Below are 25,124 nucleotides of genomic sequence, written 5' to 3'. Positions count from 1 at the left end.
GATGGAAAAAATTATTATTTTCGCAGTGTTGACAGTTTTTTCAATGGTAGTTTCAGGTTTTTATTTTATTTACAAAGGAACAGATGCAAATAGAAAGTTTGCACGTGCCTTTATGAAATTAAACCTATTTGTTTTTGCACCAATTTTTGTTTTTGGATTAATATCTCTTGTGCCACAAATGGCATCTGCAGCAACTGCTTCAACAGGTGGTAATGGACTTGGATTTTTAGCAGCAGGTCTTTCAACTGGACTTGCATCACTTGGAGCTGGTGTCGCTGTATCAAATGTAGGCTCTGCAGCAATAGGAGCTGTATCAGAAGATCCAAATATTCTTGGTAAGTCAATGATCTACCTAGGACTTGCAGAAGGTATTGCTATTTATGGTCTTATCATTTCAATTATGATTCTTGGAAGACTATAATGAGATCAATTCTTTTAACATCCAACGAAGATATTATTAACGGCCTTCGCCTTGCAGGTGTAAGGTCTGTTAAATGTAATGACAGATCTGAACTTTTAAAAAATTTTAAAATATATACAAAGACTGAAAATATAGGAATAATTATTTTGACATATTCTTCCTTCAAAGAAATCAAGGAAGAAGTCTTGGAATTTAAACTTAGTGGAGAACTTCCACTAGTGGTAACTATTCCCGATTTAGATGGACAAATGGAAGATGATTTTATTTTAAAATATGTCAGAGAAGCTGTCGGTGTGAAAGCTGTAGGTGATTAAATGATTTTACTTGAAAACAAAATTGCCATATTTAACAAAATTGTTTTTTTAAAGCAAAAGGAAGAATGTGAAAAGAGGATTCGAGAAGAAAAAGAAAGGGCTGAAAAGATTTTATCTGAAAAAATTGAATCTCTAAAAAAAGCTGAAGAAGCTTTTATAGATAGGAGAATAACTCTTGCAAATAGGAGAGGATATGAACTCATTGCCTCTGTTGAGGAGCAAAAGAGAGTTTTATTTTTAGAAGAAGATGAAAAGCTATTAAAAGAACTCCTTGAAACACTTTCACAAAAGCTTTTAGAATTTACTAAAACAGAAGAATATGTGAATATGGAAACTGAAAACTTTAAAAATATTTTAGAAGAAATAGATGAAAAAAGCATTTATCTCTATGTAAAAAACAATGAAAATGAAGAACTCATTAAAAAATTTAAAGAAATTGCAAAAAAAAGGGGAGTTGAGTTAAAAATCGACGAGCTTTTTGAATATCATATTGGCGGATTTATAATTTCTGATATAGAACAAACTTATAACATCAATATGTCTTTAAAAAATAAATTGGAAGACATGATATATGAAATTGGATCAATGCTACACGAAAAATTAAAAGAAAGAGGTGAAGTCATTGGAAAGGGCAACAATTAAATCAGTTGACGGACCAGTAGTAATTGGAAAGAACATGGCAGATTATAAAATCAGAGAAATGGTTCTTGTTGGCGAAAAAAAATTAATTGGTGAAGTTATTTCAATTGATGGAGATCTTGGTACAGTTCAAGTTTACGAAGAAACTGAAGGACTAAAAAGAGATGAAGACATTATTTCCACTGGTGCACCTCTTTCTGTAAAACTTGGACCTGGGATGATTAGAGGAATCTTCGATGGGATTGAAAGACCCCTTGAAGTTATAAAAAAAGAACATGGATCCTTTATGCCAGAAGGTATTGGGCTTATTTCCCTCGATGAAGAAAAACTTTGGGATGTAAACTTTAAAGTTTCGCTACACGACAAAGTTCACCAAGGACAAATTTTTGCAGAAGTTCCAGAAACTGATATTATAACTCACAAAGTTATGATTCCACCAGGAGTAGAGGGAGAAATTGTAGAAATCCTTGAAGATGGTAAATACAATATTGAAACAGTTTTATTAAAGGTAAAGGATGAATTAGGAAAAATCAATGAAGTCAAGATGTACCAAAACTGGCCAGTAAGAATTCCTAGACCCGTTAAGGAAAGACTTCCAATTGATAAATTACTTGTAACTGGACAAAGAGTCTTCGATGTATTTTTCCCAATTGCCAAGGGAGGTACAACTGCAATTCCAGGAGGCTTTGGTACTGGAAAAACTATGACACAACATCAAATCGCAAAATATTGTGATGCCGACATAATCATATACATTGGATGTGGTGAAAGAGGTAACGAAATGACAGAAGTTTTGGAAGATTTTCCAAAGCTAATTGACCCAAATACGGGCAAGGCTCTTATGGATAGGACTATTCTCATTGCCAACACATCTAATATGCCAGTTGCAGCTCGTGAAGCATCAATTTACACAGGCGTAACTATGGCTGAATACTTTAGAGATATGGGATATCACGTTGCATTAATGGGAGATTCAACATCTCGTTGGGCAGAAGCACTTCGTGAAATTTCTGGTCGTCTTGAAGAAATGCCAGCAGAAGAAGGATACCCCGCTTACCTTCCATCAAGGATTGCAGGTTTTTACGAAAGGGCTGGTTATGTAAAGACTTTATCAGGCAAGGAAGGTTCTGTAACTCTTATCGGTGCAGTTTCACCAGCTGGTGGAGATTTCTCCGAACCAGTAACAGAAAATACAAAGAGATTCGTAAATGTATTTTTAGCATTGGATAAAGAACTTGCCTATTCAAGACACTATCCTGCAATTAACTGGATGAATTCCTATTCAGGTTATATACCATTATTAAAAAATTACTACGACATGAGACTTGATGGAGATTTGCCAGAACTTAGAATAAAATATTTAGATTTACTTCACAAAGAAGCTAAGTTAAATGAAATTGTAATGTTAGTTGGAGAAGATGTGCTTCCTGACGAAGAAAGGCTTGTTCTTGAAATTTGTCGTGTTGTAAAAGTTGGATTTTTACAACAAAATGCCTTTAACCCAATTGACACTTTTGTGCCACTTGAAAAACAATTTGAAATGTTAAAGACAATAGACAATCTTTACGAAAGAGGCAAGGAAGCCTTAAAACTAAAAATTCCAATTTCAGTAATAAAGAACGATGCTATTTACGGAAAAGTAATTAACATGAAATACGATATAGAAAATGAAGATTTAAAGAAATTTGTAAGCTTAAACAATGAAATCAACGATTTTTATTTAGAGCTTAGCACAACTTATGGTGATGTAGAATGAAAAAAGAATATTTAACACTTGATAGAATTGAAGGATCATTACTAGAACTTTCAAATCTTCACAGAGTTAGTTATGGTGAAGTTGTAAAAATAATGTCAAAGGATGGCAAGAGTTCAGAAATTGGGCAAGTTATAAAAATTGACGAGGATAAGGCAATTGTTCAAGTTTTTGGCAATAACTTAGGTGTTTCGACAAAAAATACCAAGGTAGAATTTTCTGCACATCCCTTTGAAATTCCACTTTCAGAAGAAATTTTAGGAAGAGTATTTAATGGAACGGCAAAGCCCATTGACAAGGGCGGTGCAATTTATTCCAAGAATGTATATAACATAAATGGAAGACCGATTAATCCGTCAGCTAGAGAATACCCAAGAAACTTTATCCAAACAGGTATATCCTCAATTGATGCACTAATGACTCTTATTAGAGGTCAAAAGTTACCAATATTTTCTGGATCAGGACTTCCTCACAACGAAGTCGCTGCTCAAATAGTTAGACAAGCAAAAATTGTCGACGAAGGTGGAGAAAATAACTTTGCCATTGTCTTTGCAGCCATTGGTGTAAAGCATGACGAAGCCGATTTCTTTAGGGAAAGCTTTAAAAACTCTGGAGTAATAGACAAGGTAGTAATGTATATAAATTATGCTGACGATCCAATTATGGAAAGACTAATTGCGCCAAAATGTGCTCTTACAGCTGCGGAATATTTAGCATTTGAAAAGAATATGCAAGTTCTTGTAATAATGACTGACATCACATCCTATGCAGAAGCATTGAGAGAAGTTTCATCATCTAGAGAAGAAGTGCCTTCAAGAAAGGGCTATCCAGGACACTTGTACTCTGACCTTGCATCACTATATGAAAGAGCAGGGATGATTAAGGACTCCAAGGGTTCTGTAACACTTATACCAATTTTAACAATGCCAAATGACGATATTACCCATCCGATCCCTGACCTCACAGGTTATATCACAGAAGGTCAAATTGTAGTAAGTCGTGATCTATTCTCAAAGGGAGTTTATCCTCCGATAGACGTACTTCCATCACTTTCAAGACTTATGAAGGATGGCATTGGAGAAGGATATACTAGAGAAGACCACCCAGATCTATCTTCACAACTTTTTGCATCATACTCAAAGGTACAAGAAACTAGAGCCCTTGCACAAATAATTGGCGAAGATGATATTTCCGATGACGAAAAATTAGTTTTAAAATTTGGAGATGAATTTGAAAAAAGATTTTTGACGCAAGACCAAAATGAAAACAGAGATATAGAAGAAACACTAAATTTAGGTTGGGAATTATTGAAGATTCTTCCACCTGAAATGATTGATAGAATTGATCCTAAGTTAAAAGAAAAATATTTAGGTGATAAGAATGGCAATTAAAGTTACTCCAACTAAGGCAAATTTAATCGCATCAAAAAATGCACTTGTCCTCGCAGAAAAGGGTTATGACCTTCTCGACAAAAAGAGGACTGTCCTAATTAAAGAAATGATGGACTTAAATAAAAATGCAAAGAAACTTCAATCTGAGATAGAAGGTAAATTCGCAGATTCCTACTCTGAACTTGTAATGGCAACTATTTCCATGGGAGCACTTTCCTTAAAAGACATGGGAGAATCTGCTCCCTTGGAAAAGGAATATGAAATAATATCTCGTTCAGTCATGGGACTTGAACTTCCAAAAATAAAATATGAAAAAAAAGTAGTTAAGGCAGATTATTCCCTTCATCAATCAAATGCAGCCTTTGACAGGGCAAAGATAAATATTTCAGAAATTCTGCCAGTTATCTATGAGCTTGCAGAGATTGAAACATCAGTCTTTAGACTTGCAAATGAAATAAAAAAGACTGCCAAGAGGGCAAATGCCCTTGATAAAATTCAAATACCTAAGTACAATCACATTATCAAGGAAATTGAAGACACTTTAGCAGAAAAGGAAAGAGAAGATTTCTTTAGACTTAAAAAAGTAAAGAATAAAAAGAATAGAAAAAATAAAGAAAAAGTTAATAAATAAAAAAGCTCCTAAAGTTTTAAAGCTTTGGGAGTTTTCTTTTTGCAAAATTTTTTAAGTTCAATAAAATATTTTGTCTTCCATATATTTTTAATATATTTTTAATCAATTCCAATAAGAAGTGCAATTATTTGTGGTAAGAATACCATAAAAATTGTTGCAGTTGGTTGAGTTGCAGCATAAAAAGAAGATACTCTATCATCTTCTGTAACTGTTAAAAGAGCTCCAAGAGATGGTGCACTTGTCATAGCTCCAGTAGTTGCTCCCAGTGCTCCAAACAAAGGAAGTTTAAATACTTTATATGAAAGTAAAAATGACACGATTGTAGTAATAAGAGTCATGAGAACTCCTACAAAGAATAGTTTTATACCATATTGACTTACAACTTCAATAAATCCAGCCCCAGCTTTTAAACCTGAAGGGAGAAGGAAAAATGCAAGTCCTAAGTCACGAATAGCAGATAATATACCCTTATCAGCACGAAGATTAATTTTACCAATATTGCCAATATGTCCTAAAATAAGACCACCTATTAAAGAACCTCCACCACTTCCAAGGGAAATTTTAGCAGAGCCAGCTTTAATTTTAATCATTCCAATTAAAATGCCAAGAAATGCTGCAATTGCAATTGAGAAAAGTCCACTTTTTTCAATTGTGATGAGTTTAGAAGCATCAACGATTTTTTTGTTGGAAGATTTAGAACTATGAATTTCAAGTTTTGCATTTTCAACTTCTCTATCTGCACCTAAAAGTTTAGGAACAATTTGAACGAAGAGCACAACGCCAACAACTCCAAAAACATAAGCAATACCATAACCAACGCCTGGTAAAATAGAATCTGTCAATTCATTTACTGTTCCCAACATAGAAGTTGAAGTAAGAGCTCCTGTTGCTAATCCAAGAGAAAGAGAAACAGGGAGTTTAAAAATCTTAACAGATGCTATAATTGTAAGGCCTCCTACTATTGCAGCGACAATAGATATTAAAAGAAAAGATACTCCATTTTTTTTAATATTTTCTACAAAATCGGGGCCAGCCATAAGACCAATAGGCGTTAAGAATAAAACAAGACCAATTTTAGATAAAAAAGCAGGTACTTCAAATCCATAATGACCAAAGAATAGTGCGACAATCAAAATCGCTGAAGCTCCAAACTTAATTCCAAAAAAATTAATTCGTCCAATTAGATAACCTAAGGACATGACTAAAAAAATTGTAAATAATTCCAAAATAATACCTCCTAAATAAATGATTTTAGTATATTACCATAAAAGCATTATACATACAAATTATATTTATCCAAATAAAAATTTATTTAATCACAATATTAAATAAAGAGGGATTATAAAATAAAAATTTTAATTTTTTAAAATTTCTATTGCAATTTTAAAAAGGTAACTATATAATAATTATTGTATTAAGGAGTTGATACAACGATACAAAAATTATTTTAATATTATTAAGTTTAAGATTTATCTTTGATTTAATTAAACTTAAAATTATAAGATTAAAAATAAGAAAATTTATGGAGTCAAGACTAAAGTAAAATCAATAACTCTACATATAAGGAGGGTTTTATGGAATTTGATAACAACAGACCTATTTATCTACAACTTCTCGAAGACTTTAAATTAAAAATTTCAAGCGGTCAGTGGAAAAGTGGAGAAAAGATGGACACTGTAAGGAATTTGGCAAAAATTTATGGCGTAAATCCAAATACAGTGCAAAGAGCACTTCAAGACCTAGAAAGAGAAGGACTAGCAAAATCAAATAGGACTATGGGAAGATTTATAACTGATGACGAGAGTTTAATAGAAGAAATTGCAAGGGGAGCTTTTTATAAATCCTGCGATGAATTAATTGAAGTTGCAGAAGAACTCAACTTGACAAAGGAAAAATCACTTACGCTTTTAGATGAATATTGGAGGGAGTCATGAGCAAATTAGAAATAAAAAATTTAAATATTAACTACAAAAATAAAGTACTTGACGATTTAAACCTAGAGTTAGATAAGGGACAAATAGTTGGACTAGTTGGGCCAAATGGCACGGGAAAATCTACATTACTTAGAATACTTGCAGGACTCGAAAAAACTTATAAAGGAGAGGTATTGATAGATGGCGAAGAAATATCATATAAGACGGCAGACATCTTGTCTTATCAACCGGACAAATTTGCATTAAGTGATAGACTATCAGTAAAAGAAGTTGTCAATACTTATAAATTATTCTTCAAAGATTTTGACGAGGATAAGTTTTACAAAATTTACGAAGAATTTAAATTGCCAATTAAGTCTAAAGTAAAGGAAATGAGTAAGGGAATGAGAGAAAAGATGCAAATTGCCCTAAGTCTTTCAAGAAATGCTGAAATATTTCTACTAGACGAGCCAATTTCTGGCGTTGATCCATCAGCTAGAAAGATGATTATACAAACTATACTAAATAATTTTAAAGAAGACAATTTAATAATCCTGTCAACTCATCTAATAAATCAAATTGAACCACTTCTCGATAGAGTATTATTCCTATCCGATGGAAAAATTACGATAAATAAAAGAGTTGACGAGATAAGAAGTGAAGAAAACATGAGCATAGAAGATTATTTTACGGAGGTATTTTAATGGGAAAATTATTAGGACATCAAATAAAAAGTCATTTTAAAAATAATTGGTTCATACCAGTTTTGCCCCTTGTACTCATAGTGTTTGGATTGCTATTTAGTAGTATTAATTATTACAATTTAGCAATGCATTCAGTTACTATTGGCATTACGGCATTGTCCTGTGGATACATTGTAGCAGCAGTAACAGTAATAGTTGGCGACTACAATATGTTTTTTGGCGACAGTGCATTATTTTATGAATCAATACCAATTAGTCCTTTGGCAAAGACATTTTCGAGATTTATATATTACTTTGTGATGTTTACAATTTATTCCTTGTATCTTGTAGCAATTTTTGTAATATTAACATTAGCTAGCACAGGAATTTCTACAATTCCGTGGAAGGAAATATCAAGTGTAATAAATGAGATTGGAGCAAAGAATTTATTAATATCAATAGGCATAGCAATAATATTCTTATTTAATTGCATTGCGAGAATAGTATTTTCAATAAGCCTTGGTGGTGGCAAAAAACTAAGAAGATTTGGATTTGGCGGTTCAGTTCTAGCGTTTATAATTCTAGGAGTATTAGAAGGATTTGCAATTAAATTGCTAGACACTTTTGACCTCTTCACAAAAATGGAATTAGTTATGAATAATGGAGATGTATTTGTTAATTTTAGAGGAGTAGGATTTTTAATGCTATTAGTAGTAGAAACTATATTATTTCTCCTTGGAGTGTACTATTTTCACAAAAATAGAATTTCAGTAAGTTAATAAGAATTTTTTAAAGTTCATGGGATTTTCTCATGGACTTTTTTATTGTATGACGGAATGTCTTAATGCTGGATGAATTCCCTAAGGAGCGTAGTTGTCGACGAATACCATAGCGACTAGCAAGTTTTACATGGCGATATGCAGGAGAAAAGAAGGTTATTCTCATTATGTGGTGATAGAGCTATTAAATTAGTCCTACTCAATTTATAAAAAATTAAATATAAATATATTTACTCCACCCCTATGTAATTGGAGAAGAAGAGCTTATAAAAGTCATGAGGACTATGAAAGAATGGTTTGAAAAGAAATAATACAAATATTTTATTACAGCTGATTTTTGAACTGACACTGAGAGTTAGACTTATAAACTAACTAAGAAGGTCAGTTCATTTTATTGGGAATTTTTATTTTTAAAATAATTTCTCCACTTTACAAGTTTTTTACTCACAATACATAGCTTTTATTTAATTTATAAGTAAAATAGTTGGAGCGAAAGGAGGAGGAAAGTTGTCCAAAATCAGCTTAAATAATATATGTAAAAGATACGAGGAGAATGAGGACTATTCAGTAAAGGATTTTTCTATAGAAATTAATGAAAGTGAATTTATTGTTTTCGTTGGCCCTTCAGGTTGCGGGAAGTCCACTAGCCTTAGGATGATTGCAGGTCTTGAAGATATAACTAGTGGTGAGCTTTACATCGACGGAAAATTATCAAATAATGTGCCACCAAAGGATAGAAACATAGCAATGGTTTTTCAATCCTATGCACTTTATCCTCATTTAACCGTTTACGACAACATAGCTTTTGGATTGAAAATTAGAAAACTAGACAAAAAAACAATTGATTATAAAGTTAAAAAGACTGCAGAAATTTTAAATTTGACTAATTACTTAAAGAAAAAGCCAAAGGAGCTATCTGGTGGTCAAATGCAAAGAGTTGCCCTTGGAAGAGCAATTGTAAAGGAAAGTGATATCTTCTTAATGGATGAACCACTTTCAAATTTAGATGCAAAACTTAGAGTTGAAATGCGAAAGGAAATTTTAAATTTAAAAAATAAATTAGGTTCCACAGTAATTTATGTAACTCATGACCAAACAGAAGCTATGACAATGGCAAGTAGAATTGTCTGTTTAAATAATGGCATAATCCAACAAATTGGAACACCGAGAGAACTTTATACTAATCCAATAAATGCTTTTGTGGCAGGATTTTTAGGTTCACCATCTATGAATTTTATTGAAGGTAAAGTTAAGGATAAAATTTTTTATGATGATGACAATAATAAAATTATAAGTGGAGTAAATTCACATGACGGAAGGGTAACTCTTGGAATTAGACCTGAGTCAATTGAACTTTCTAAAGAGGGGGATCTTCCCTTTAATATAAATTTAATTGAACTTTTGGGATCTAATTATGATATTTCTGGAAAAATTTTTGAAAATAAAATTGTTTTAAAATGTGATCTTGAAAAAAATCCAAAGAATAATGGAGAATTATTTGTAAAAATTCCATTGGAAAAAACTTATTTATTTGACAGAGATTCAGGAGATAGAATTTTTGTAGGTGAAAAGCATGAAGATTAGTGCAAGAAAAAGTTACGAGAGAAAGCTTGGATTTAAGGAATTTTTAATTTATTTTTTAATTCCCTTGGCTCCACTGATAATTTTTTGGTTTTTGCCAATGATTGCATCATTTCTAATTTCCTTTACGAATTGGAATTATGTAAGTCCAAACTTTGATGTAGTTGGCGTAGATAATTACAAATATATTTTGCGAAGTAATTTCTTTTGGCAAGCTTTAAAAAATACAATTGTCTTTGGCATTGGCACAGTTATTCCTGTATTATTTTTCGGCTTTGTCTTTGCGCTTTTCTTGCAAGGAAATTTCAGGGGTAAATTAATTTATCAAGGATTTTTATTTTCACCGTGGGTTACTCCCATGGTTGCGATGTCCATTGTGTGGTCTTGGATGTTAAGGGGCGATGTCGGTTTAATAAATAGATGTCTTGCCATGGTGGGAATAAATGGCCCCGAATGGTTATCAAATGAAAACACAGCTATGATTGCAGTAATTATGGTAACTATCTGGAAAAATTCTGGATGGGCGATGTTATTTTACACAGATGCCATGAGCAAAATCCCAAGTAGTTTATTTGAAGTTGGCGAGCTTGAAGGGATAAATATTTTTGAAAAAATAAAATATATTTACTTTCCAATGACTAAAAACACAACTTTTTTCTTATTGATTATGAATTTAATAACATCAATTCAAGCTTATGATCAGTTTTCAGTTTTGACGAGAGGAGGGCCTGCTGGTTCAACTAGAACTCTTCTATATATGTTTTATCAAATGGCCTTTGAAGAGTTTAACATGGGAAAGGCAAGTGCAATATCCCTAATTATAGTGATAATCACTGCAATGCTTTCACTATTTATGATTTTTATGAGAAGGAAGATGGAATCATGATGAAAAAAATAGGAAGACATTTTGTGCTAATAATTTTATCGGTAATTACTTTTTTTCCACTAATGTGGATGATGTCAAATTCTTTTAAAAGTACAGAATCTATTATGCGCAAGCCTCTTAGTTTTATGCCAGATTTTTTAGATTTTAGGAATTTTGTGGGAGCATTGAATTTAGCACCCTTTGACTTATACATCATAAATTCCATTGTAACATCAATTGTAATAGTTATTTTGCAAATTATAACAGGAGTTCTGCTTGCCTATGGAATGTATAGATTTTCCTTTAAACTAAAGGGCTTTATGTTTAAGGCAATTTTATTGACTTATATGCTTCCAGCTGCCACAACTTATGTGCCAAGTTATGTAATAATTGCAAAATTAAATTTAATCGACACCCTTTCAGGGATTATAATTTCCAATGCAGTGGCAGTTTTTACAATTTATATGCTCTACAACACCTTTAAAGAAGTTCCAAAGGAATTAATTGAGGCTGCCGAAATGGATGGCGCAAGTGATATGGACATACTTTTAAAAGTTGTACTTCCAATCTCAAAATCTACAATACTTACAAATGCGTTGATCCAGTTTGTTACAATGTATAACAATTATATGTGGCCATCACTTATCACAAATTCAAAATCAAAGTATCTAATAAGCGTTGGTCTAAATAAATTTTTCACATCACAGGGGAATTTTGGCGAGAATTTACCACTTCTAATGGCAGGAAACACCATATCAGTTCTTCCACTTTTAATTTTATTTATAGTTTTACAAAAGTGGTTTATAAAGGGAATTTCTGATAGCGGCATTAAAGGTTAAAATTTTAATTTTAATAAAAAATATTTAAAGGAGAAGAAATGAAAAAAACATTTAAGACAGTATTAATTATGCTATGCGCACTTATACTTTTTACAGGATGTTCAAGTTCTGCGAAAAATGCAATGAAGACAGAAGAAAAAACAGAAGAATCCAAGGGTAAAACTGAAATTCAATTTTGGTACGGACTTGGCTCAGTTGCCGGCGAAACTATGGAAGAAATCATCAAAGAATTTAACGAATCGCAAGATAAAGTAAAGGTAGTTGGAGTTCAACAAGCTGACTATGACGAAACCTTCCAAAAAGTACAAGCAGCTATTGCAGCTAATGAACCACCAGCAGTTTATATTGGATCAAATATTGAACTTAGAGTTAAAGATGGAATGTTAGCTGATTTAACAAAATACATGGACGACAGAACTCCAATTGACGACTATCTAGATGTATTTATGAAACCAGCAATGATTGATGGAAAAGTTTACGGCTTCCCAGCTTATGGAACTACACAAGTAATCTATTATAGAAAAGATCTCCTTGAAAAAGCGGGCATGGATCCAAAGGAAGTTTACAGCACTTGGGAAAACACATTTAAAGCATCAAAGGAAATACAAGACAAGAAAATCGCAAAATGGGGACATCTTGTAATGTACAATCACGAAAATTTAAGGGATATAGCTCTATCAAATGGAGGAAAAATTTTATCTGACGATGGCAAAAAAGTTTTAATAAATAGTAAAGAATGGGTTGACTCTTGGAATTTTATAAGACAACAAATTTTTGAAAACAAAACTACAAAAATCGAATCAGGAGGACAAGGTTGGGAATATTGGTATAGAACTATTGACAATGTAATGAATGGTGAAGCGATGTCCTACACAGGTTCATCGGGAGATAAGGGAGACCTTGACTTTACAAAAATTGCATCACTTCCACAACCGGGCTTAAATGGAAATCCAGCAAGACCAGTTGCAGGAGCTCACTCACTTCTTGTGCCAGAAGCTGCAAGTGAAGAACAAAAGAAGGCAGCTTACGAATGGATTGCATACTTCACAAGCCCAGAAGTTTCAGCAAAATGGTCAGAAAAAATTGGATATATTCCTGTAAGAAAGTCTGCAAAAGATGTCGATGAATACAAGAAATTTATAGAAGAAAATCCTTATGCAAGAGTTCCCTATGAACAAGCAATGCACGCTTCACCTGCCTTTATTGACCCAACAGATGGAAAAATCACAGACGCACTTTCAATTGCAGCGGATAAAGTCGAACTTCAAAATGTAGATGCAAAAACTGCTCTTGATGAAGCAGCAAAGACTGCACAAGCAGCACTTGATGAAATTAACAAATAATAAAATTAAAAAAAAGCTTTGGGTTAAAGCCCAGAGCTTTTTTAAGGAGAAAAATGAAAAACATTACAAAAAATTTAAAAGATGGCTACAATGAATTGATTTTAAGAATAAATTTAGAAGATTTAAAAGAAAATTCACTAAAGCTTAGCATAAAAGGAGAAGATTTTTTTATAACTTTATTTGTATATGCAGAAGATGAAATTGTGGGTAGCATCACTACAAATAGAGATACCGAAAGATATATGTCGAAAAATATTTTAAAATCTTCAAATGGCTTTAAAGCCTTAAAAAGTGGCGACTACAAAATAGCCTATATTCTTCATAAAAAAAGTGACGTAATTTTAAAAATTGAAGAAAAAAATAGCGACCTAAATTCAAAGGATGAAATTTCAATCACAGAAGATGAAGTTAAGTGTGAAGAGGAAAAATGGTACGCAGGAGATTTTCACACCCACACTTTTTACTCTGACGGAAAACTTTCAAGAGAAGAAAATATAAAAATTGCAAAGGATAGAGGACTTTCCTTTTTTGCTCCAACGGATCACAATTTTAATCATAGCAAATTTCCAAAAAGTGATTTGCTAATTATCGAAGGAACGGAAATCACGTCAAAGTTTGGGCATATAAATTTATTTTTCACAAATGAATCTATTTTTTCTAAATTTTCAGTTAAAGGTTTAAATACAGAAGATTGGCTAAAGGAAGTTTTAAAAAATATTAAAGGGGAAATTTACTCTATAAATCATCCCTTTATGGAAACCTTTGAATTTTTAGTTTCTGATTATAATTTGTCTGACTTAAAATTTATGGAAATTATAAATGACCCAACATATTTGACTTCAATTGACGCAATGGAAAAAGCACTTCTTGCTTGGGACATTCTTCTAAAAAATGGCTACGTAGTTTATGGAATTGGCGGCAGTGATTCACACCTTTATCCCTATGAAAAATATGAAAATTCAAATTATCCATCGCTTCTTGGAGATCCAAAGACCTTTATATTTGCAAAAAATCTTTCAAAAGATGAAATAAAAAAAGCCATGCTCCAAGGAAAAATTTCTGTATCTCGTGAAAAATTAATTGAACTAAAAAAAATAGGCAAATATGAATTTACTATGAAATTGGAAGAAAACACTTTTCACAATAAAAAAATTCATATAGAATTAATAGTAGATGGAGAAATTTATGAAACTTACGAAGATAATTTGCATGTAAAGCTAAAATTAGATAAAAATTATCACTATGTGAGGGCAAATGTAAGATGTGAGGATGGAGAACTCTACGGATTCACTAATCCCTACTTCTATAATTTAGAAAAAAGTGTTAAAAAGATAAAAAGGTGGAAGGAACTTCAAAAATTAGTATGATCAAGGCAATTTTATTTGATAAAGATGGAACTCTACTTAAATTTTCTAAAATTTGGGTGGAATCAATTGTAGAATTTTTAAAGGTGAAAAATTTAAGCGAAGATTCAAAGAAAAAACTTTTAAAAAAAATAGGAGTAAAAGAAAATAAAAAAGTAGATGAAAACTCTATTCTTTCTTCTGAAACTGTAAAGGATTTGGCGATTATATTTTCAGAATTTATGGAGGAAAGCATAGAGGAAATTTACAAAGAAATTGACGATTTTCTGCTAGAATTTTTAAAAAACAATAAAGATGGAATAAAGGAAACTTGCGACCTAAAAAGTTTATTTGCGGACTTAAAAGAAAGAGGAATTCTTATAGGACTTTTCACTTCCGATAATTATAGGCAGGCGAAATTTTCTATGGAGTATTTAGAACTTGACAAATTTATTGACTTTTATGCAGCAGCAGATTTATATGAAAAGAAACCTAGTACAGAAAGCCTAGAAATTTTTAAGGACAAGTATTCCCTTAAAGATGATGAAATTATAATTGTTGGAGATTCAAAAGTAGATATGATTTTTGGAAGGGACACCCTAAAATTAGGCGTACTATGTGGCACTGGCTCCAGAGAGATGTTAGAAAAATACACTGAAAATATTTTAGAAGATCCAAGGGGAGTCTTAAAATTTTTATAGAGTAAAAAACTAAAAATTGACAAAAAAACAAGGGCTTCTCGAGCCCTTTTAAAATACAAATTATTATTCAGCGTCCTCTTCAGTTTCAGAAACAGTAGGAACTTCTGCAGAAACTTCTTCCTCACCTTCTTCAGGTTCTTTTTCTTCTGTTGGTTCAACAAGAGTTGCAACAGTTTCTTCAGCATCAATGTCAATTTTAATATTTTCGTCGCCATAAATGTCAAGGTCAGCAACAGTTTTAACATCGCCAATTTGCATTTCAACAACATTTACAATAGCTTCAGAAGGAAGATATTTTGGAAGGCAAGTTACTTCAACTTCGTTTAATACTTGGATTAATGAAGATGGTTGAACCTTAACTTCTTCTCTACCTTCAAGAACAACAGGAACTGCAACAGTAAGTTCAGTGTTCATATCAACTTCAAATAGGTCAAAGTGAACCATTGCATTTTTAATATGGTGCATTTGAACTTCTTTAAAAAGAACGGAAACAGTTTCTCCATCAACTTCGATTTCAAAAATATTTGAAAATCCCTCATCAGAAAAAACCTTAAGTAAATCTTTTTCAAGACCAGATACTAACTTTGCTTCCTCTCCCTTTGAATAAAGAACTCCAGGAACTTCACCCTTAACTCTAAGTTTATCAACTTTGTTTTTGCCCTTTGCATCTCTTTTGTTTAAAACTAATTTCATATATACCTCCAAAATTATTTTATAATACCTGAACCAAGACATACATCGCCTTGATAAAAAACACATACTTGACCAGGCGTAACACCCTTGAGTGATTTTTTCAATTTAACAATATATTTACCATTATTATTTTCAAGCATCGCATCTTCATCGCTTGCTCTATATCTTATTTTAACAGATAAATCAACGGGAAGAGAAGGAATTTCTGTAATCCAAAAAACATCTTCAACTTCAAACTCATCTTTATAGAGTGCAGGGTTATTAATTCCCTGTGCTACAATTAAAAGATTATTTTTCAAATCTTTGTCGGCAACGAAGAAGGGTTCACCACTTCCAACGCCACCTATGCCAATTCCACGCCTTTGACCAATTGTGTAGTGCATAAGACCAGAATGTTCTCCAATTACATTGCCCCTTTCGTCCACAATCTTGCCAGGTTTAGTAAAAAGGAATTGGTCTAAAAATTCATTAAAATCTCTTTCGCCAATAAAACAGATTCCAGTAGAATCCTTTTTTGAAGCAGTAGAAAGATTATACTTTTTTGCAATGCTCCTTACCTCGTCCTTTTTTAACTCGCCAACGGGAAAGAGAGTCTTTGCAAGTGCATCAGACCTAACCCTTGACAAAAAATAAGACTGATCCTTATTAGGATCGGCTCCCCTTAAAAGATAAGTTTTACCATGGATATTTTTTGTACGAGCATAATGACCCATTGCAATATAATCAGCATCAAAATCCATTGCATAGTCGAGAAATGCCTTGAACTTAATTTCAGTATTGCACATTACATCTGGATTGGGAGTTCTGCCCTTTTTGTATTCACTAAGGAAGTAAGAAAAAACTCTATCTCTATATTCTTTTTCAAAATTGACAGTAAAGTATTTTATATCAAGTTGAGAACATACAGAAACTACATCAATGTAATCTTCTCTTGCCGTGCACATTCCGTCATCTTCAGCCCAGTTTCTCATAAAAACAGCTGTAACATCGTAGCCAGCTTCTTTTAAGAGAATTGCAGAAACAGACGAATCTACGCCGCCACTCATTCCTAGAATGACTTTTTTGTTTTTTTGCATCAATACCTCCAATCCACTTAATAACAATACATAATTATACAATAGTTGAGTTGAAAAATCTAGACTTATTTAAAAAATACAAGTTCTAGGGGCTTTTTGAATAAGAAATAAAAAAATTATAAAATAACTTTGAAATAAAAATTATTGTTATAGAATAAAAATTAGGGAAAAAAAATATTTCAAAATTGTTGAAATATTCATTGACAAAAAATTTTTTATGGAGTAAAATAATAAATTTATTTGACATAGTTAGACTTTTATAATATAATAAATTAGTATTAAAAGTATTTGGAAGGAATGGATATCAAATGAATCAAATGCAATTAATCAAGAAAGAACTTGAAAATCATATTGGAAAGAAAGTTATTGTACAAGCCAACAAGGGCAGAAAAAAAATTGTTACTCGCAAAGGAGTATTAAAAGCAATTTATCCAAGTCTTTTTGTACTTGAAGTTTTTAACGGAGAGGAACTTGTAACTGCAAGCTACACATATTCTGATGTACTGACATCAACTGTGAAAGTTACAGTTTTAGACGAAGATGTAAGCTATAAAGATGCAAAGATGATTTCATAAAATATTAGCTGCTTAGGCAGCTTATTTTTTTGCCTAAATTTATCGAAAAATTTTAAGAGAAGATTAAATTTTATAATAAAAGAAAAATAAAGCAAGAAGCCTTAATATACATTGATGCAAAAAAATAAATTATGAATTATAATTAATTTGAGGTGTATTATGATTAAAAAAAATGCCCACGCAAAATTAAATTTATCACTGGATATAATTGGCAAAAGGGAAAATGGATACCACGACATAAAAACCCTAATGGTAATGACAGATCTTTACGATGAGATGAATTTTTCAAAAAGCAATAAAGTAGAAATCTCACAAGACTTTAACTTTGACATAAAGGACAATTTAATTTACAAAGCTTATGAAACCTTAAAAAATAAAGCTGGACATGACCTTCCCTTTAAAGTTCAAATAAATAAAAAAATTCCAATTGCAGCAGGGCTTGCTGGCGGTACTTCCAATGGAGCAGCTACTTTTTACGCACTAAATGAACTTTATGACTTAAATTTTCAAAGGGAGGAGCTAATAGAAATGGCAAAGGATCTTGGAGCAGATTTTACATATATGATGACTAGTGGGACAAAAATTGCCAGTGGCATTGGCGATATTTTAGAAGATGTAAGGCCAATATATCTTGAAAATATTTTAATCATAAATCCCGGATATGGCATCTCAACACAGGAGGTCTACAAAAAAGCAAAGATAGATGATGAGCGAATAGATTTTCAAAAAATTTTAGATGCAATTTATAAATTAGACATAGAAAAACTAAATTTTCTTCTGAGAAATAAAATGGAAGATGTAGTTTTTAATATGCACAGAGATTTATTGGAGATTAAAAACAAATTAATTGACTTTAAATCTGCGGCATTAATGAGTGGAAGCGGCGCAACAATTTTTGGAATATTTGAAGACAAAAAATCTTTAGAGGAAGCATATTTTTATTTTAGTAAAATTTATAAACAAGTATACAAAGTGAGAGTAGGTGAAGAATTTGGCAGTTTTTGACACGGGGCCTGGCATAGTAGGTCTATACCAAGAACATCGTGACTTTTTAAACTATTATATTGACGACAAGTTTGAATACTACGGGCTTTACAAAAGGGACGCCGTAAATGAACGAATTGAATATATAAAAAAATTTTTTAAAAAGGACAAAAAAGTCTATGTCATGGACTTTGACGCCATAAATTATTTTAAAGATTTTAAAAATGCGGAATTTGGAGAAAAATCTTTAAAAAATAAACTTGCCCACAGAAAAATTTTGTGTCTTTCATCAAAGCTTACCTTAGAAGAAAAAACTCTAGATAATTTCACAAAATCCTATGTAAAATACTTTAACGCTCCACTACTTATAAACGCATGTAATGACACAATAGCAGATGAAATTATAAAAAAAATTTGCGATGAATATTTCCAAGATTTTGATTTTAATGGCTACGATTTAATTTTTCTGGCGTCAAGTGGACTTCACCTAAAAAAAGATTTTTTCAAAAAATATTTTAAGGGAATAGAAATTTTTTCAAACACAGATGCCCTTTTAGAGGATTATAAGTATAAAAAGGAAAATTACATAAGAGATTATTTCTATGTAACAAATTCAAAGAGAGGCTTTTATTCTAGAAGTGAAAAATACTTGAGAGAAAAAGGGGTTTTGAAGGATAAAGAAATCTTAAATGTATCAAAATTAAAAAAGAAAAAAGTCCTAAATAAATGGGACTAATATGTAGCCATGCACCCTATGTCGAAAGTTAACCTCATCCGTTACCCATACAGTTAGCTCAAATCAGGCGACCCTTGCGGCACACAAAAGATCTTACTTAGTGCTGCTTCGATCAAGATCTGACACGGTTCATAAGTTTCTGTTGCGCAGGACCCAATCATCAACACCACTTATATGGGGCAGGCGATAAAATTAAAATCCTAGATAGGGAATTCAGCCCTGCTGTAGCGAATTGCAGGTACAGGACATCGCTAATTTCCCGCTTAGCATGGCGATGGCGGAGAGAGGGGGATTCGAACCCCCGATACACTTTCATGTATACTCGCTTTCCAGGCGGGCTCCTTCAGCCACTCGGACATCTCTCCATAGCCTAGAAAATCATTTTACAGTAGATTTATAAAAATGTCAAGAAGGTGATATATTGAAAACAAAGGATATTGTATTAAGAGAATTAGAAAAAAACAGAGCAAATTATATTTCTGGTCAAGAATTGGCAGAAAAATTAAATATTTCAAGAACGGCAATTTGGAAGGCAATAAATAGCTTAAAGGAAAGCGGATTTCAAATTGAAGCTCAAACAAAACTTGGCTATAAACTTTTAGAAACAGACGATAAATTATCTGAAGAAGGAATAAGAAAGGGACTTCGTGAAGAATTAAAGGACATTGACATAATTGTATTTGATGAAATTGATTCAACTAATACCGAAGCAAAGCGAAGGCTATATTCTAGCGAGGTCAAGGATTTTACAGTAATTGTATCTGATATGCAAAGGGGAGGACGTGGAAGAACGGGCAAAACTTTTAAATCGCCAAAGGGAAGCGGAGTTTACTTTAGCATAATTTTACATCCAAAGGAATTTTTTGATTTTTCTTTTTTTGATTTAATCACAGTGAAGGCGGCAGTTTCCGTTCTTCAAGGTATAAAAGAGTCTACGGGGAAAGAACCTCAAATAAAATGGGTCAACGATTTATTTTTAAAGGGCAAAAAGATTTGTGGAATTTTATCAGAACTTGATGCAGACTTTGAATCAAGGAGCGTGAAGTCCGTAATTGTTGGCATTGGGATAAATGTCAACAAACCAGAGGACGATAGTTTCAAAGAATTAAAGGACATTGCAGGATATATTGAAACTGATACCATAAGAAATGAAATTTTATCTAGCATCTTAAATGCCTTTTATGAAAATAATTATAGAAAAAAAGACCACGAAATTATAGACTATTACAAAAAACATTCACTAGTAATTGGAAGGGAACTTTCCTTTGAATTAAATGGCAAAAAATATTCGGCAAAGGGGATCGACATAAACGAAAAGGGCAATTTAATAGTGGATACTGGAGAAGAAAAGATCACCATTTCAAGTGGCGAAGTTTCAATTAAGGGAGATTTTTATGAAAAGGCCTAACTTTTAAATGATTATAAATTATAGTATAATTAAAGGAAGTTGAGGAAAATATGAAGAGCCCTTTAAAAAATGAAATCAATAAAATTAAAGATGTAATCTCTTTTGGAATGCCCGCTCACAAAGGCAAGAACTTTTTTGATTTGGATATAAAAAGTGATTTGACTGAGATATTAGACACAGACAATCTCCTAAATCCAAGGGGAGCAATAAAGGACTTGCACTTAGAGATAAAAAAAATATTTGGCTCAAAAGAATCCTTTATGACGACAAATGGATCTACGGGAGCACTTCACATTGCAATTTCCATGGCTACATCCTCGGGCGACAAAATTTTAATACAGAGAAACGCACACAAGTCCATTTACAACGCCCTTCTTTTAAATGACTTAGACCCAATTTACTTAAATACAATTTACGATGAAAATCGTGCCATGTATTTTGGCATAGACCAAGAAGAACTAAAATATAAAATCAAAAAAAATAATATAAAAGCTTGCGTACTAGTAAGCCCAAATTATTTTGGCGGAATTTTAAAATTAAAGGAAATCGTAAAAATTTTGCATGACAATGACATTGCAGTGATTGTCGATGAAGCCCATGGAGCACATTTATATTTTTCAGACTTAAAAAAATATTCAGCAATAGAAGTAGGTGCCGACTTAGTTATAAACTCAACGCATAAGATGATACCTTCGCTTACGCAGACTGCATTAATTCACAGAGGTACAAATAGATTTTCTCACGATGAACTTTTAAAATTTATAAATATTTATAATAGCACATCGCCCTCCTATTTATTTATGCTTTCCATCGAAGCGGGGCTAAAATACATGGACGAAGTTGGACGATTTGAGTTAAAAAATAGAATAGAAGATATTGAGAGCCTAAAAAGAGAAATAAATTATAACCTAGACTTAAGCCACGACTCTATAATAGCACTAGATCCAATGAAATTTATATTTAGAATTGGCAACATGAGTGGCGAAGAAGTCCTAAAGGACTTTTTAAAAAACAAAAACATTAGGCTTGAAATGGGCGATTTATACTATGCTCTTGCCCTAATTTCTCCAATAAATTCTAAAGCTGAAATAGAAAAATTAAAAGATGCAATTTTAAGTTACAAAAACAATGAATACAAGGAGATTTCGCCCTTAAAAATTGAAATCCCAAAAAGAAAAATGATGCCAAAAAAAGCTTTTTTAGCAAGGGGCGAATACCTTGCATATAAGGATGCAAAGGGCAGAATTTCCAAAGAGATAATAGCAGCCTATCCACCAGGAGTACCCCTAGTGAGTTTTGGCGAGATTATTGACGATAAAATTATAGAAAGTATAGATAGGTTTTTAAATGAAGGAATTGAAATAATAGGACTTCACGAAGATAAAATTGAGGTAGTTAAATGAGTGCATTTATTACATTTGAAGGACCAGACGGGTCTGGAAAATCAACAATTTGCAATTTAATTTATGAAGAACTTTTAAAGAAGAAAGTAAATACAATAAAGACAAGAGAACCCGGTGGCACGAGAATTTCTGAAAAAATAAGAGAAATTATCTTAGACGAAGATTTAAGGGAAATGGACATGAGGACAGAAGCACTTTTATACTCTGCATCACGAGCCCAGCATACTTACGAAAAAATAATTCCCGCTTTAGAAAGGGGAATCACAGTTCTCTGTGAGAGGTACGTACTCTCATCTCTTGCCTACCAAGGATATGCAAGGGGACAAAAAATAGAAGACATTTTAAGCATAAATAATTTTGCAACGGGAAGGATTAAACCCGACATTGTATTTATCTTTAGAAGCAGTGGCGTAACTCTTCACAGAAAAGATAAATCCTGCTATGACAGATTAGAGAGAGAACCAGACGAATTTCACAAAAAAGTTCGAGACTACTACAATAATTTAGAAAAAGAAGACAATTATTATTTTATAGATGTAAATAAAAGTATAGAAGAAGTTTTTTGCGACTGCATGAAAGTTCTAAAAGAGAGGATGGTTGTGTGAAACTTGTAATCGCAATAATTCAAGATGAAGATAGCGAAAATTTAATAAAAACTCTTAACGAGAATAATTTTAAAGTTACAAAAATAAGTTCCACTGGTGGATTTTTAAAATCGGGAAATGTTACAATCCTTTCAGGGATTGACGATGAAGACAAAGATAAGTTCATGAAGATTTTAGAAGAAAACTCAAAAACAAGAGAAGTAAAAAGAACTATCCAACCAATTAATATTCCTGGTCAAGCCATGATTCCAGTGCCAATAAGCGTAAAAGTTGGTGGAGCGACAATTTTTGTAGTTGAAGTATTTGATTTTAAAAAGTTTTAGGTGATATTATGAAAATGATAATAGCAATAGTGCAAGAAAAATACACAGATGCACTAATAGATAAATTTTTAGACGAAGATATATATGTTACAAGGCTAAGTTCAACAGGTGGTTTTTTCAAATCGGGAAATACCACACTTTTGTTAGGCTGCGAAGAAAGGGAACTAGATAGGATTTACGCAATTTTTAAGGAACTCACTAAACCCGAAGACATTCACATAAAGGAAGGGGACTTCAAGGTTTCTGGAGCCACAATATTTGTAGTTGACTTGGAAGACTCAAAGAGAATTTAATGTTTTTAGAAAACCCAGAAATAATAAATAGCTTAGAAAGAGATTTACAAGAGAAATCTTATAGCCACGCCTATCTTTTTTGCGGCTCAAAGGGAATAGGGAAATTTTCACATGCAAAAAATTTTGCAAGAGCAATCTTAAAGGACAATAGCGAATCCCTCAGATTTTTTAGTGGAATAAATCAATACGAAGACTCCGACCTTTTCATAGTAAAGGGAGGAGGCATAATAAAAAAAGAAGAAATCGAAGAAATCATCGAAAATTCCTTCTCAAAACCCTATAACAGTAGCCACAAAGTTGTAATCATAGACGATTTTGACAAAGTAACAGTAGAAGGACAAAATGCACTTTTAAAAACCTTGGAAGAGCCAATGGATTACTTGATTTTAATATTAATTTCAAGCAACATGAAAAAAATTCTTCCCACAATTATTTCAAGATGCAGAATTTTAAAATTTGCAGATGTAACAAGAGATAGAATAGAAGACTTTTTGATTAAAAAAAATATTACAGAAAAAAATGCAAAACTTTTCTCACGACTTTCCAAGGGGAGTGTAAGCCTTGCCCTTAGATATTACGAAGATCCTGAACTTCTGTCCAAGAGAGAAGATGTAATAAAATTAATTGACAAAATTATAAGAAAGACAGAATTTATTTTTGACGAAATAAAATTTTTCAAGGATAATAAAAATGAATTTGAAAATATTTTGAATTTTATGCTCACATGGTACATGGACTTAATATATATAAAAAGTGGCAGAGAAGAAAAAATTGCAAATATAGATAAAATAGACTTATTAAAAATAGAAGATGTCAATGTATCGCAAATAATAAAATCCTATGACGCAATTATAAATGCACTTAAACGCAATGAAAATAATATAAATTTTGACTTAAATGTAGAAACACTTTTAATGGAATTAGGGGGAATTAGATGATAGAAATAGCTGGAATTAGATTTAAAAGAACTGGCAAAATCTATTATTTTGATCCCATTGATATAGATTTAAAAATTGACGATTATGTAATAGTAGAAACTGTGCGTGGACTTGAATTTGGCACAGTAAAACTTTTAAAAAAAGTAGAAGAAGAAAGCATTAAGGGCGAGCTTAAACCAGTAATACGAATTGCAAATCAAGAAGACGAAAATATCAATGTGGAAAATAGAAATAAAGCAAAAGAAGCAATTATAATTTGCGAGCAAAAGGTAAAAGAACATGGACTTGATATGAAACTAATCTCCTGCGAATACACCTTTGACCGCTCAAAACTATTGTTTTATTTCACATCAGAGGGCAGAGTGGACTTTAGAGAATTAGTAAGAGATCTAGCCGCAATTTTTAAAACAAGAATTGAACTTAGACAAATTGGAGTTCGTGACCAAGCAAAATTCGTGGGTGGACTTGGATGCTGTGGCAGACAAACTTGTTGCTCCACATTTTTAAGCGAATTTTCACCAGTTTCAATAAAAATGGCAAAGGACCAAAATTTAAGCTTAAATCCCACAAAAATTTCTGGCATTTGTGGCAGGCTTATGTGTTGTCTAAAATACGAACAAGAGGGTTACGAATGTATTAACAAGAAAATGCCAAGAGCCGGCGAAATTGTAAAGACAAATAGAGGCAAGGCGACAGTAGTTTCAACTTACACAATACAAGAACTTGTAAAAGTCATGTATGAATTTGAAGAAGAAAAAGAAATAGCCTATTTAGAACTTGATGAAATAAAGCGAACTCGTGAGTTTAACAAAACTTTTATAGCTGAATCAATATCACTTAATGTCGAAGAATATGACGAGAGTGAACTTGTAGAATTAGAGAGGGATTAAGGAT

The 25,124-nt window shown here is 32.1% G+C and carries 28 protein-coding genes, 1 tRNA gene and 1 other RNA gene; 25 read left to right on the top strand and 5 right to left on the bottom strand.

Going from position 1 to position 25,124, the window contains the following annotated elements:
* Position 1 precedes the first annotated feature (1 nt).
* The 6 genes from BIV18_RS04250 to BIV18_RS04225 are packed head-to-tail and all read left to right on the top strand — an operon-like array spanning position 2 to position 5,149.
* The gene (locus BIV18_RS04250) at positions 2-421 is read left to right on the top strand and encodes an ATP synthase subunit C (RefSeq protein ID WP_075659439.1); all 420 of its coding nucleotides are present in this window, start codon (positions 2-4) and stop codon (positions 419-421) included.
* A complete protein-coding gene (locus BIV18_RS04245) occupies positions 421-735 on the top strand; it encodes a V-type ATP synthase subunit F (RefSeq protein WP_075659438.1) in 315 nt (104 codons plus the stop codon). Before BIV18_RS04250 ends, BIV18_RS04245 begins: the two co-directional genes overlap by 1 nt.
* Positions 736-1,377 (top strand): hypothetical protein, encoded by a 642-nt coding sequence (locus BIV18_RS04240; protein WP_075659437.1) that lies wholly within the window; start codon positions 736-738, stop codon positions 1,375-1,377.
* Positions 1,358-3,130, top strand: a complete 1,773-nt coding sequence (locus BIV18_RS04235) for a V-type ATP synthase subunit A (RefSeq protein WP_075659436.1) — start codon at positions 1,358-1,360, stop codon at positions 3,128-3,130. Before BIV18_RS04240 ends, BIV18_RS04235 begins: the two co-directional genes overlap by 20 nt.
* Entirely contained in the window at positions 3,127-4,518 is a 1,392-nt protein-coding gene (locus BIV18_RS04230; protein ID WP_075659435.1) for a V-type ATP synthase subunit B, read from the top strand. The genes BIV18_RS04235 and BIV18_RS04230 overlap by 4 nt, the downstream gene beginning before the upstream one ends.
* Positions 4,508-5,149, top strand: a complete 642-nt coding sequence (locus tag BIV18_RS04225; protein ID WP_075659434.1) for a V-type ATP synthase subunit D — start codon at positions 4,508-4,510, stop codon at positions 5,147-5,149. The genes BIV18_RS04230 and BIV18_RS04225 overlap by 11 nt, the downstream gene beginning before the upstream one ends.
* A gap of 98 nt (positions 5,150-5,247) precedes the next feature.
* Here BIV18_RS04225 and BIV18_RS04220 read toward each other — a convergent pair whose 3' ends face one another.
* Positions 5,248-6,375: an aspartate-alanine antiporter-like transporter gene (locus BIV18_RS04220; RefSeq protein ID WP_235860782.1), complete on the bottom strand. Its 1,128-nt coding sequence runs from the start codon at positions 6,373-6,375 to the stop codon at positions 5,248-5,250.
* 348 nt (positions 6,376-6,723) lie between these two features.
* On the opposite strand from BIV18_RS04220, the gene BIV18_RS04215 reads away from it, so the two are divergent.
* The 9 genes from BIV18_RS04215 to BIV18_RS04175 all read left to right on the top strand — a co-directional run bounded on the left by BIV18_RS04215 (position 6,724) and on the right by BIV18_RS04175 (position 15,196).
* On the top strand, positions 6,724-7,083 hold the full coding sequence (locus BIV18_RS04215; RefSeq protein WP_075659433.1) for a GntR family transcriptional regulator: 360 nt from the start codon (positions 6,724-6,726) through the stop codon (positions 7,081-7,083).
* Positions 7,080-7,766 carry an ABC transporter ATP-binding protein gene (locus BIV18_RS04210; protein WP_075659432.1) on the top strand — a complete coding sequence of 229 codons (687 nt, stop codon included), beginning with the start codon at positions 7,080-7,082 and terminating at the stop codon, positions 7,764-7,766. The genes BIV18_RS04215 and BIV18_RS04210 overlap by 4 nt, the downstream gene beginning before the upstream one ends.
* Positions 7,766-8,524 carry a hypothetical protein gene (locus BIV18_RS04205; protein ID WP_075659431.1) on the top strand — a complete coding sequence of 253 codons (759 nt, stop codon included), beginning with the start codon at positions 7,766-7,768 and terminating at the stop codon, positions 8,522-8,524. Before BIV18_RS04210 ends, BIV18_RS04205 begins: the two co-directional genes overlap by 1 nt.
* A gap of 507 nt (positions 8,525-9,031) precedes the next feature.
* Positions 9,032-10,108, top strand: coding sequence for an ABC transporter ATP-binding protein (locus BIV18_RS04200; protein ID WP_075659430.1), 1,077 nt, complete (start codon positions 9,032-9,034; stop codon positions 10,106-10,108).
* The gene (locus BIV18_RS04195) at positions 10,098-10,991 is read left to right on the top strand and encodes a carbohydrate ABC transporter permease (protein WP_075659429.1); all 894 of its coding nucleotides are present in this window, start codon (positions 10,098-10,100) and stop codon (positions 10,989-10,991) included. Before BIV18_RS04200 ends, BIV18_RS04195 begins: the two co-directional genes overlap by 11 nt.
* On the top strand, positions 10,988-11,809 hold the full coding sequence (locus BIV18_RS04190; RefSeq protein ID WP_075659428.1) for a carbohydrate ABC transporter permease: 822 nt from the start codon (positions 10,988-10,990) through the stop codon (positions 11,807-11,809). The genes BIV18_RS04195 and BIV18_RS04190 overlap by 4 nt, the downstream gene beginning before the upstream one ends.
* A gap of 38 nt (positions 11,810-11,847) precedes the next feature.
* Positions 11,848-13,152, top strand: a complete 1,305-nt coding sequence (locus tag BIV18_RS04185) for an ABC transporter substrate-binding protein (protein ID WP_075659427.1) — start codon at positions 11,848-11,850, stop codon at positions 13,150-13,152.
* 53 nt (positions 13,153-13,205) lie between these two features.
* The gene (locus BIV18_RS04180; RefSeq protein ID WP_075659426.1) at positions 13,206-14,519 is read left to right on the top strand and encodes a CehA/McbA family metallohydrolase; all 1,314 of its coding nucleotides are present in this window, start codon (positions 13,206-13,208) and stop codon (positions 14,517-14,519) included.
* Entirely contained in the window at positions 14,516-15,196 is a 681-nt protein-coding gene (locus BIV18_RS04175) for an HAD family hydrolase (protein ID WP_075659425.1), read from the top strand. The genes BIV18_RS04180 and BIV18_RS04175 overlap by 4 nt, the downstream gene beginning before the upstream one ends.
* A 63-nt stretch (positions 15,197-15,259) precedes the next feature.
* On the opposite strand, the gene BIV18_RS04170 is transcribed toward BIV18_RS04175, so the two are convergent.
* Together BIV18_RS04170 and mnmA are read right to left on the bottom strand one after the other, a co-directional pair.
* Positions 15,260-15,889, bottom strand: coding sequence for a 50S ribosomal protein L25 (locus tag BIV18_RS04170; protein ID WP_075659424.1), 630 nt, complete (start codon positions 15,887-15,889; stop codon positions 15,260-15,262).
* Between the two features lie 14 nt (positions 15,890-15,903).
* Positions 15,904-16,965, bottom strand: coding sequence for a tRNA 2-thiouridine(34) synthase MnmA (gene mnmA / locus BIV18_RS04165; protein ID WP_075659423.1), 1,062 nt, complete (start codon positions 16,963-16,965; stop codon positions 15,904-15,906).
* Positions 16,966-17,273: 308 nt separating this feature from the next.
* Here mnmA and BIV18_RS04160 point away from each other — a divergent pair, with 308 nt between their 5' ends.
* The 3 genes from BIV18_RS04160 to BIV18_RS04150 all read left to right on the top strand — a co-directional run bounded on the left by BIV18_RS04160 (position 17,274) and on the right by BIV18_RS04150 (position 19,260).
* Positions 17,274-17,540, top strand: a complete 267-nt coding sequence (locus tag BIV18_RS04160; protein ID WP_075659422.1) for a Veg family protein — start codon at positions 17,274-17,276, stop codon at positions 17,538-17,540.
* Positions 17,541-17,699: 159 nt separating this feature from the next.
* A complete protein-coding gene (gene ispE, locus BIV18_RS04155; protein WP_075659421.1) occupies positions 17,700-18,545 on the top strand; it encodes a 4-(cytidine 5'-diphospho)-2-C-methyl-D-erythritol kinase in 846 nt (281 codons plus the stop codon).
* Complete coding sequence (locus BIV18_RS04150) at positions 18,523-19,260, top strand: hypothetical protein (protein ID WP_235860781.1); 738 nt, start codon at positions 18,523-18,525, stop codon at positions 19,258-19,260. The genes ispE and BIV18_RS04150 overlap by 23 nt, the downstream gene beginning before the upstream one ends.
* A 7-nt stretch (positions 19,261-19,267) precedes the next feature.
* On the opposite strand, the gene ffs is transcribed toward BIV18_RS04150, so the two are convergent.
* Both ffs and BIV18_RS04140 read right to left on the bottom strand, forming a co-directional pair.
* Positions 19,268-19,532, bottom strand: an RNA gene (gene ffs / locus BIV18_RS04145) — signal recognition particle sRNA large type.
* Between the two features lie 3 nt (positions 19,533-19,535).
* Positions 19,536-19,625 (bottom strand) — tRNA-Ser (locus BIV18_RS04140).
* A 56-nt stretch (positions 19,626-19,681) separates the two neighbouring features.
* Between BIV18_RS04140 and BIV18_RS04135 the strand changes: the two genes are divergently transcribed.
* From BIV18_RS04135 to BIV18_RS04105, 7 genes are read left to right on the top strand one after another with little or no spacing between them, the layout of a single operon-like run.
* A complete protein-coding gene (locus BIV18_RS04135) occupies positions 19,682-20,668 on the top strand; it encodes a biotin--[acetyl-CoA-carboxylase] ligase (RefSeq protein WP_075659419.1) in 987 nt (328 codons plus the stop codon).
* A 50-nt stretch (positions 20,669-20,718) separates the two neighbouring features.
* Positions 20,719-22,071: an aminotransferase class I/II-fold pyridoxal phosphate-dependent enzyme gene (locus BIV18_RS04130; protein ID WP_075659418.1), complete on the top strand. Its 1,353-nt coding sequence runs from the start codon at positions 20,719-20,721 to the stop codon at positions 22,069-22,071.
* On the top strand, positions 22,068-22,676 hold the full coding sequence (tmk, locus tag BIV18_RS04125; RefSeq protein ID WP_075659417.1) for a dTMP kinase: 609 nt from the start codon (positions 22,068-22,070) through the stop codon (positions 22,674-22,676). The genes BIV18_RS04130 and tmk overlap by 4 nt, the downstream gene beginning before the upstream one ends.
* Positions 22,673-22,999, top strand: coding sequence for a cyclic-di-AMP receptor (locus tag BIV18_RS04120; protein WP_075659416.1), 327 nt, complete (start codon positions 22,673-22,675; stop codon positions 22,997-22,999). Before tmk ends, BIV18_RS04120 begins: the two co-directional genes overlap by 4 nt.
* Positions 23,000-23,007: 8 nt before the next feature.
* On the top strand, positions 23,008-23,292 hold the full coding sequence (locus tag BIV18_RS04115) for a cyclic-di-AMP receptor (RefSeq protein ID WP_075659415.1): 285 nt from the start codon (positions 23,008-23,010) through the stop codon (positions 23,290-23,292).
* A complete protein-coding gene (locus tag BIV18_RS04110; RefSeq protein WP_075659414.1) occupies positions 23,292-24,230 on the top strand; it encodes a DNA polymerase III subunit in 939 nt (312 codons plus the stop codon). Before BIV18_RS04115 ends, BIV18_RS04110 begins: the two co-directional genes overlap by 1 nt.
* Entirely contained in the window at positions 24,227-25,120 is an 894-nt protein-coding gene (locus BIV18_RS04105) for a PSP1 domain-containing protein (protein ID WP_075659413.1), read from the top strand. Before BIV18_RS04110 ends, BIV18_RS04105 begins: the two co-directional genes overlap by 4 nt.
* Positions 25,121-25,124 lie beyond the last annotated feature (4 nt).

The organism is Peptoniphilus grossensis (assembly GCF_001940285.1).
In the GTDB taxonomy this organism is placed as follows: Bacteria; Bacillota; Clostridia; order Tissierellales; family Peptoniphilaceae; genus Peptoniphilus_A; species Peptoniphilus_A faecalis.
Note: the sequence above shows the minus strand (reverse complement) of the source record. Positions and strands in the feature narration are given on the sequence as shown.

Excerpts from the sequence above, each read along its gene's own strand:
- BIV18_RS04250 (WP_075659439.1), top strand. The coding sequence starts at position 2 with ATGGAAAAAATTATTATTTTCGCAGTGTTGACAGTTTTTTCAATGGTA.
- BIV18_RS04245 (WP_075659438.1), top strand. The coding sequence starts at position 421 with ATGAGATCAATTCTTTTAACATCCAACGAAGATATTATTAACGGCCTT.
- BIV18_RS04240 (WP_075659437.1), top strand. The coding sequence starts at position 736 with ATGATTTTACTTGAAAACAAAATTGCCATATTTAACAAAATTGTTTTT.
- BIV18_RS04230 (WP_075659435.1), top strand. The coding sequence starts at position 3,127 with ATGAAAAAAGAATATTTAACACTTGATAGAATTGAAGGATCATTACTA.
- BIV18_RS04225 (WP_075659434.1), top strand. The coding sequence starts at position 4,508 with ATGGCAATTAAAGTTACTCCAACTAAGGCAAATTTAATCGCATCAAAA.
- BIV18_RS04215 (WP_075659433.1), top strand. The coding sequence starts at position 6,724 with ATGGAATTTGATAACAACAGACCTATTTATCTACAACTTCTCGAAGAC.
- BIV18_RS04210 (WP_075659432.1), top strand. The coding sequence starts at position 7,080 with ATGAGCAAATTAGAAATAAAAAATTTAAATATTAACTACAAAAATAAA.
- BIV18_RS04205 (WP_075659431.1), top strand. The coding sequence starts at position 7,766 with ATGGGAAAATTATTAGGACATCAAATAAAAAGTCATTTTAAAAATAAT.
- BIV18_RS04195 (WP_075659429.1), top strand. The coding sequence starts at position 10,098 with ATGAAGATTAGTGCAAGAAAAAGTTACGAGAGAAAGCTTGGATTTAAG.
- BIV18_RS04190 (WP_075659428.1), top strand. The coding sequence starts at position 10,988 with ATGATGAAAAAAATAGGAAGACATTTTGTGCTAATAATTTTATCGGTA.
- BIV18_RS04185 (WP_075659427.1), top strand. The coding sequence starts at position 11,848 with ATGAAAAAAACATTTAAGACAGTATTAATTATGCTATGCGCACTTATA.
- BIV18_RS04180 (WP_075659426.1), top strand. The coding sequence starts at position 13,206 with ATGAAAAACATTACAAAAAATTTAAAAGATGGCTACAATGAATTGATT.
- BIV18_RS04175 (WP_075659425.1), top strand. The coding sequence starts at position 14,516 with ATGATCAAGGCAATTTTATTTGATAAAGATGGAACTCTACTTAAATTT.
- BIV18_RS04170 (WP_075659424.1), bottom strand. The coding sequence starts at position 15,889 with ATGAAATTAGTTTTAAACAAAAGAGATGCAAAGGGCAAAAACAAAGTT.
- mnmA (WP_075659423.1), bottom strand. The coding sequence starts at position 16,965 with ATGCAAAAAAACAAAAAAGTCATTCTAGGAATGAGTGGCGGCGTAGAT.
- BIV18_RS04160 (WP_075659422.1), top strand. The coding sequence starts at position 17,274 with ATGAATCAAATGCAATTAATCAAGAAAGAACTTGAAAATCATATTGGA.
- ispE (WP_075659421.1), top strand. The coding sequence starts at position 17,700 with ATGATTAAAAAAAATGCCCACGCAAAATTAAATTTATCACTGGATATA.
- BIV18_RS04130 (WP_075659418.1), top strand. The coding sequence starts at position 20,719 with ATGAAGAGCCCTTTAAAAAATGAAATCAATAAAATTAAAGATGTAATC.
- tmk (WP_075659417.1), top strand. The coding sequence starts at position 22,068 with ATGAGTGCATTTATTACATTTGAAGGACCAGACGGGTCTGGAAAATCA.
- BIV18_RS04115 (WP_075659415.1), top strand. The coding sequence starts at position 23,008 with ATGAAAATGATAATAGCAATAGTGCAAGAAAAATACACAGATGCACTA.
- BIV18_RS04110 (WP_075659414.1), top strand. The coding sequence starts at position 23,292 with ATGTTTTTAGAAAACCCAGAAATAATAAATAGCTTAGAAAGAGATTTA.
- BIV18_RS04105 (WP_075659413.1), top strand. The coding sequence starts at position 24,227 with ATGATAGAAATAGCTGGAATTAGATTTAAAAGAACTGGCAAAATCTAT.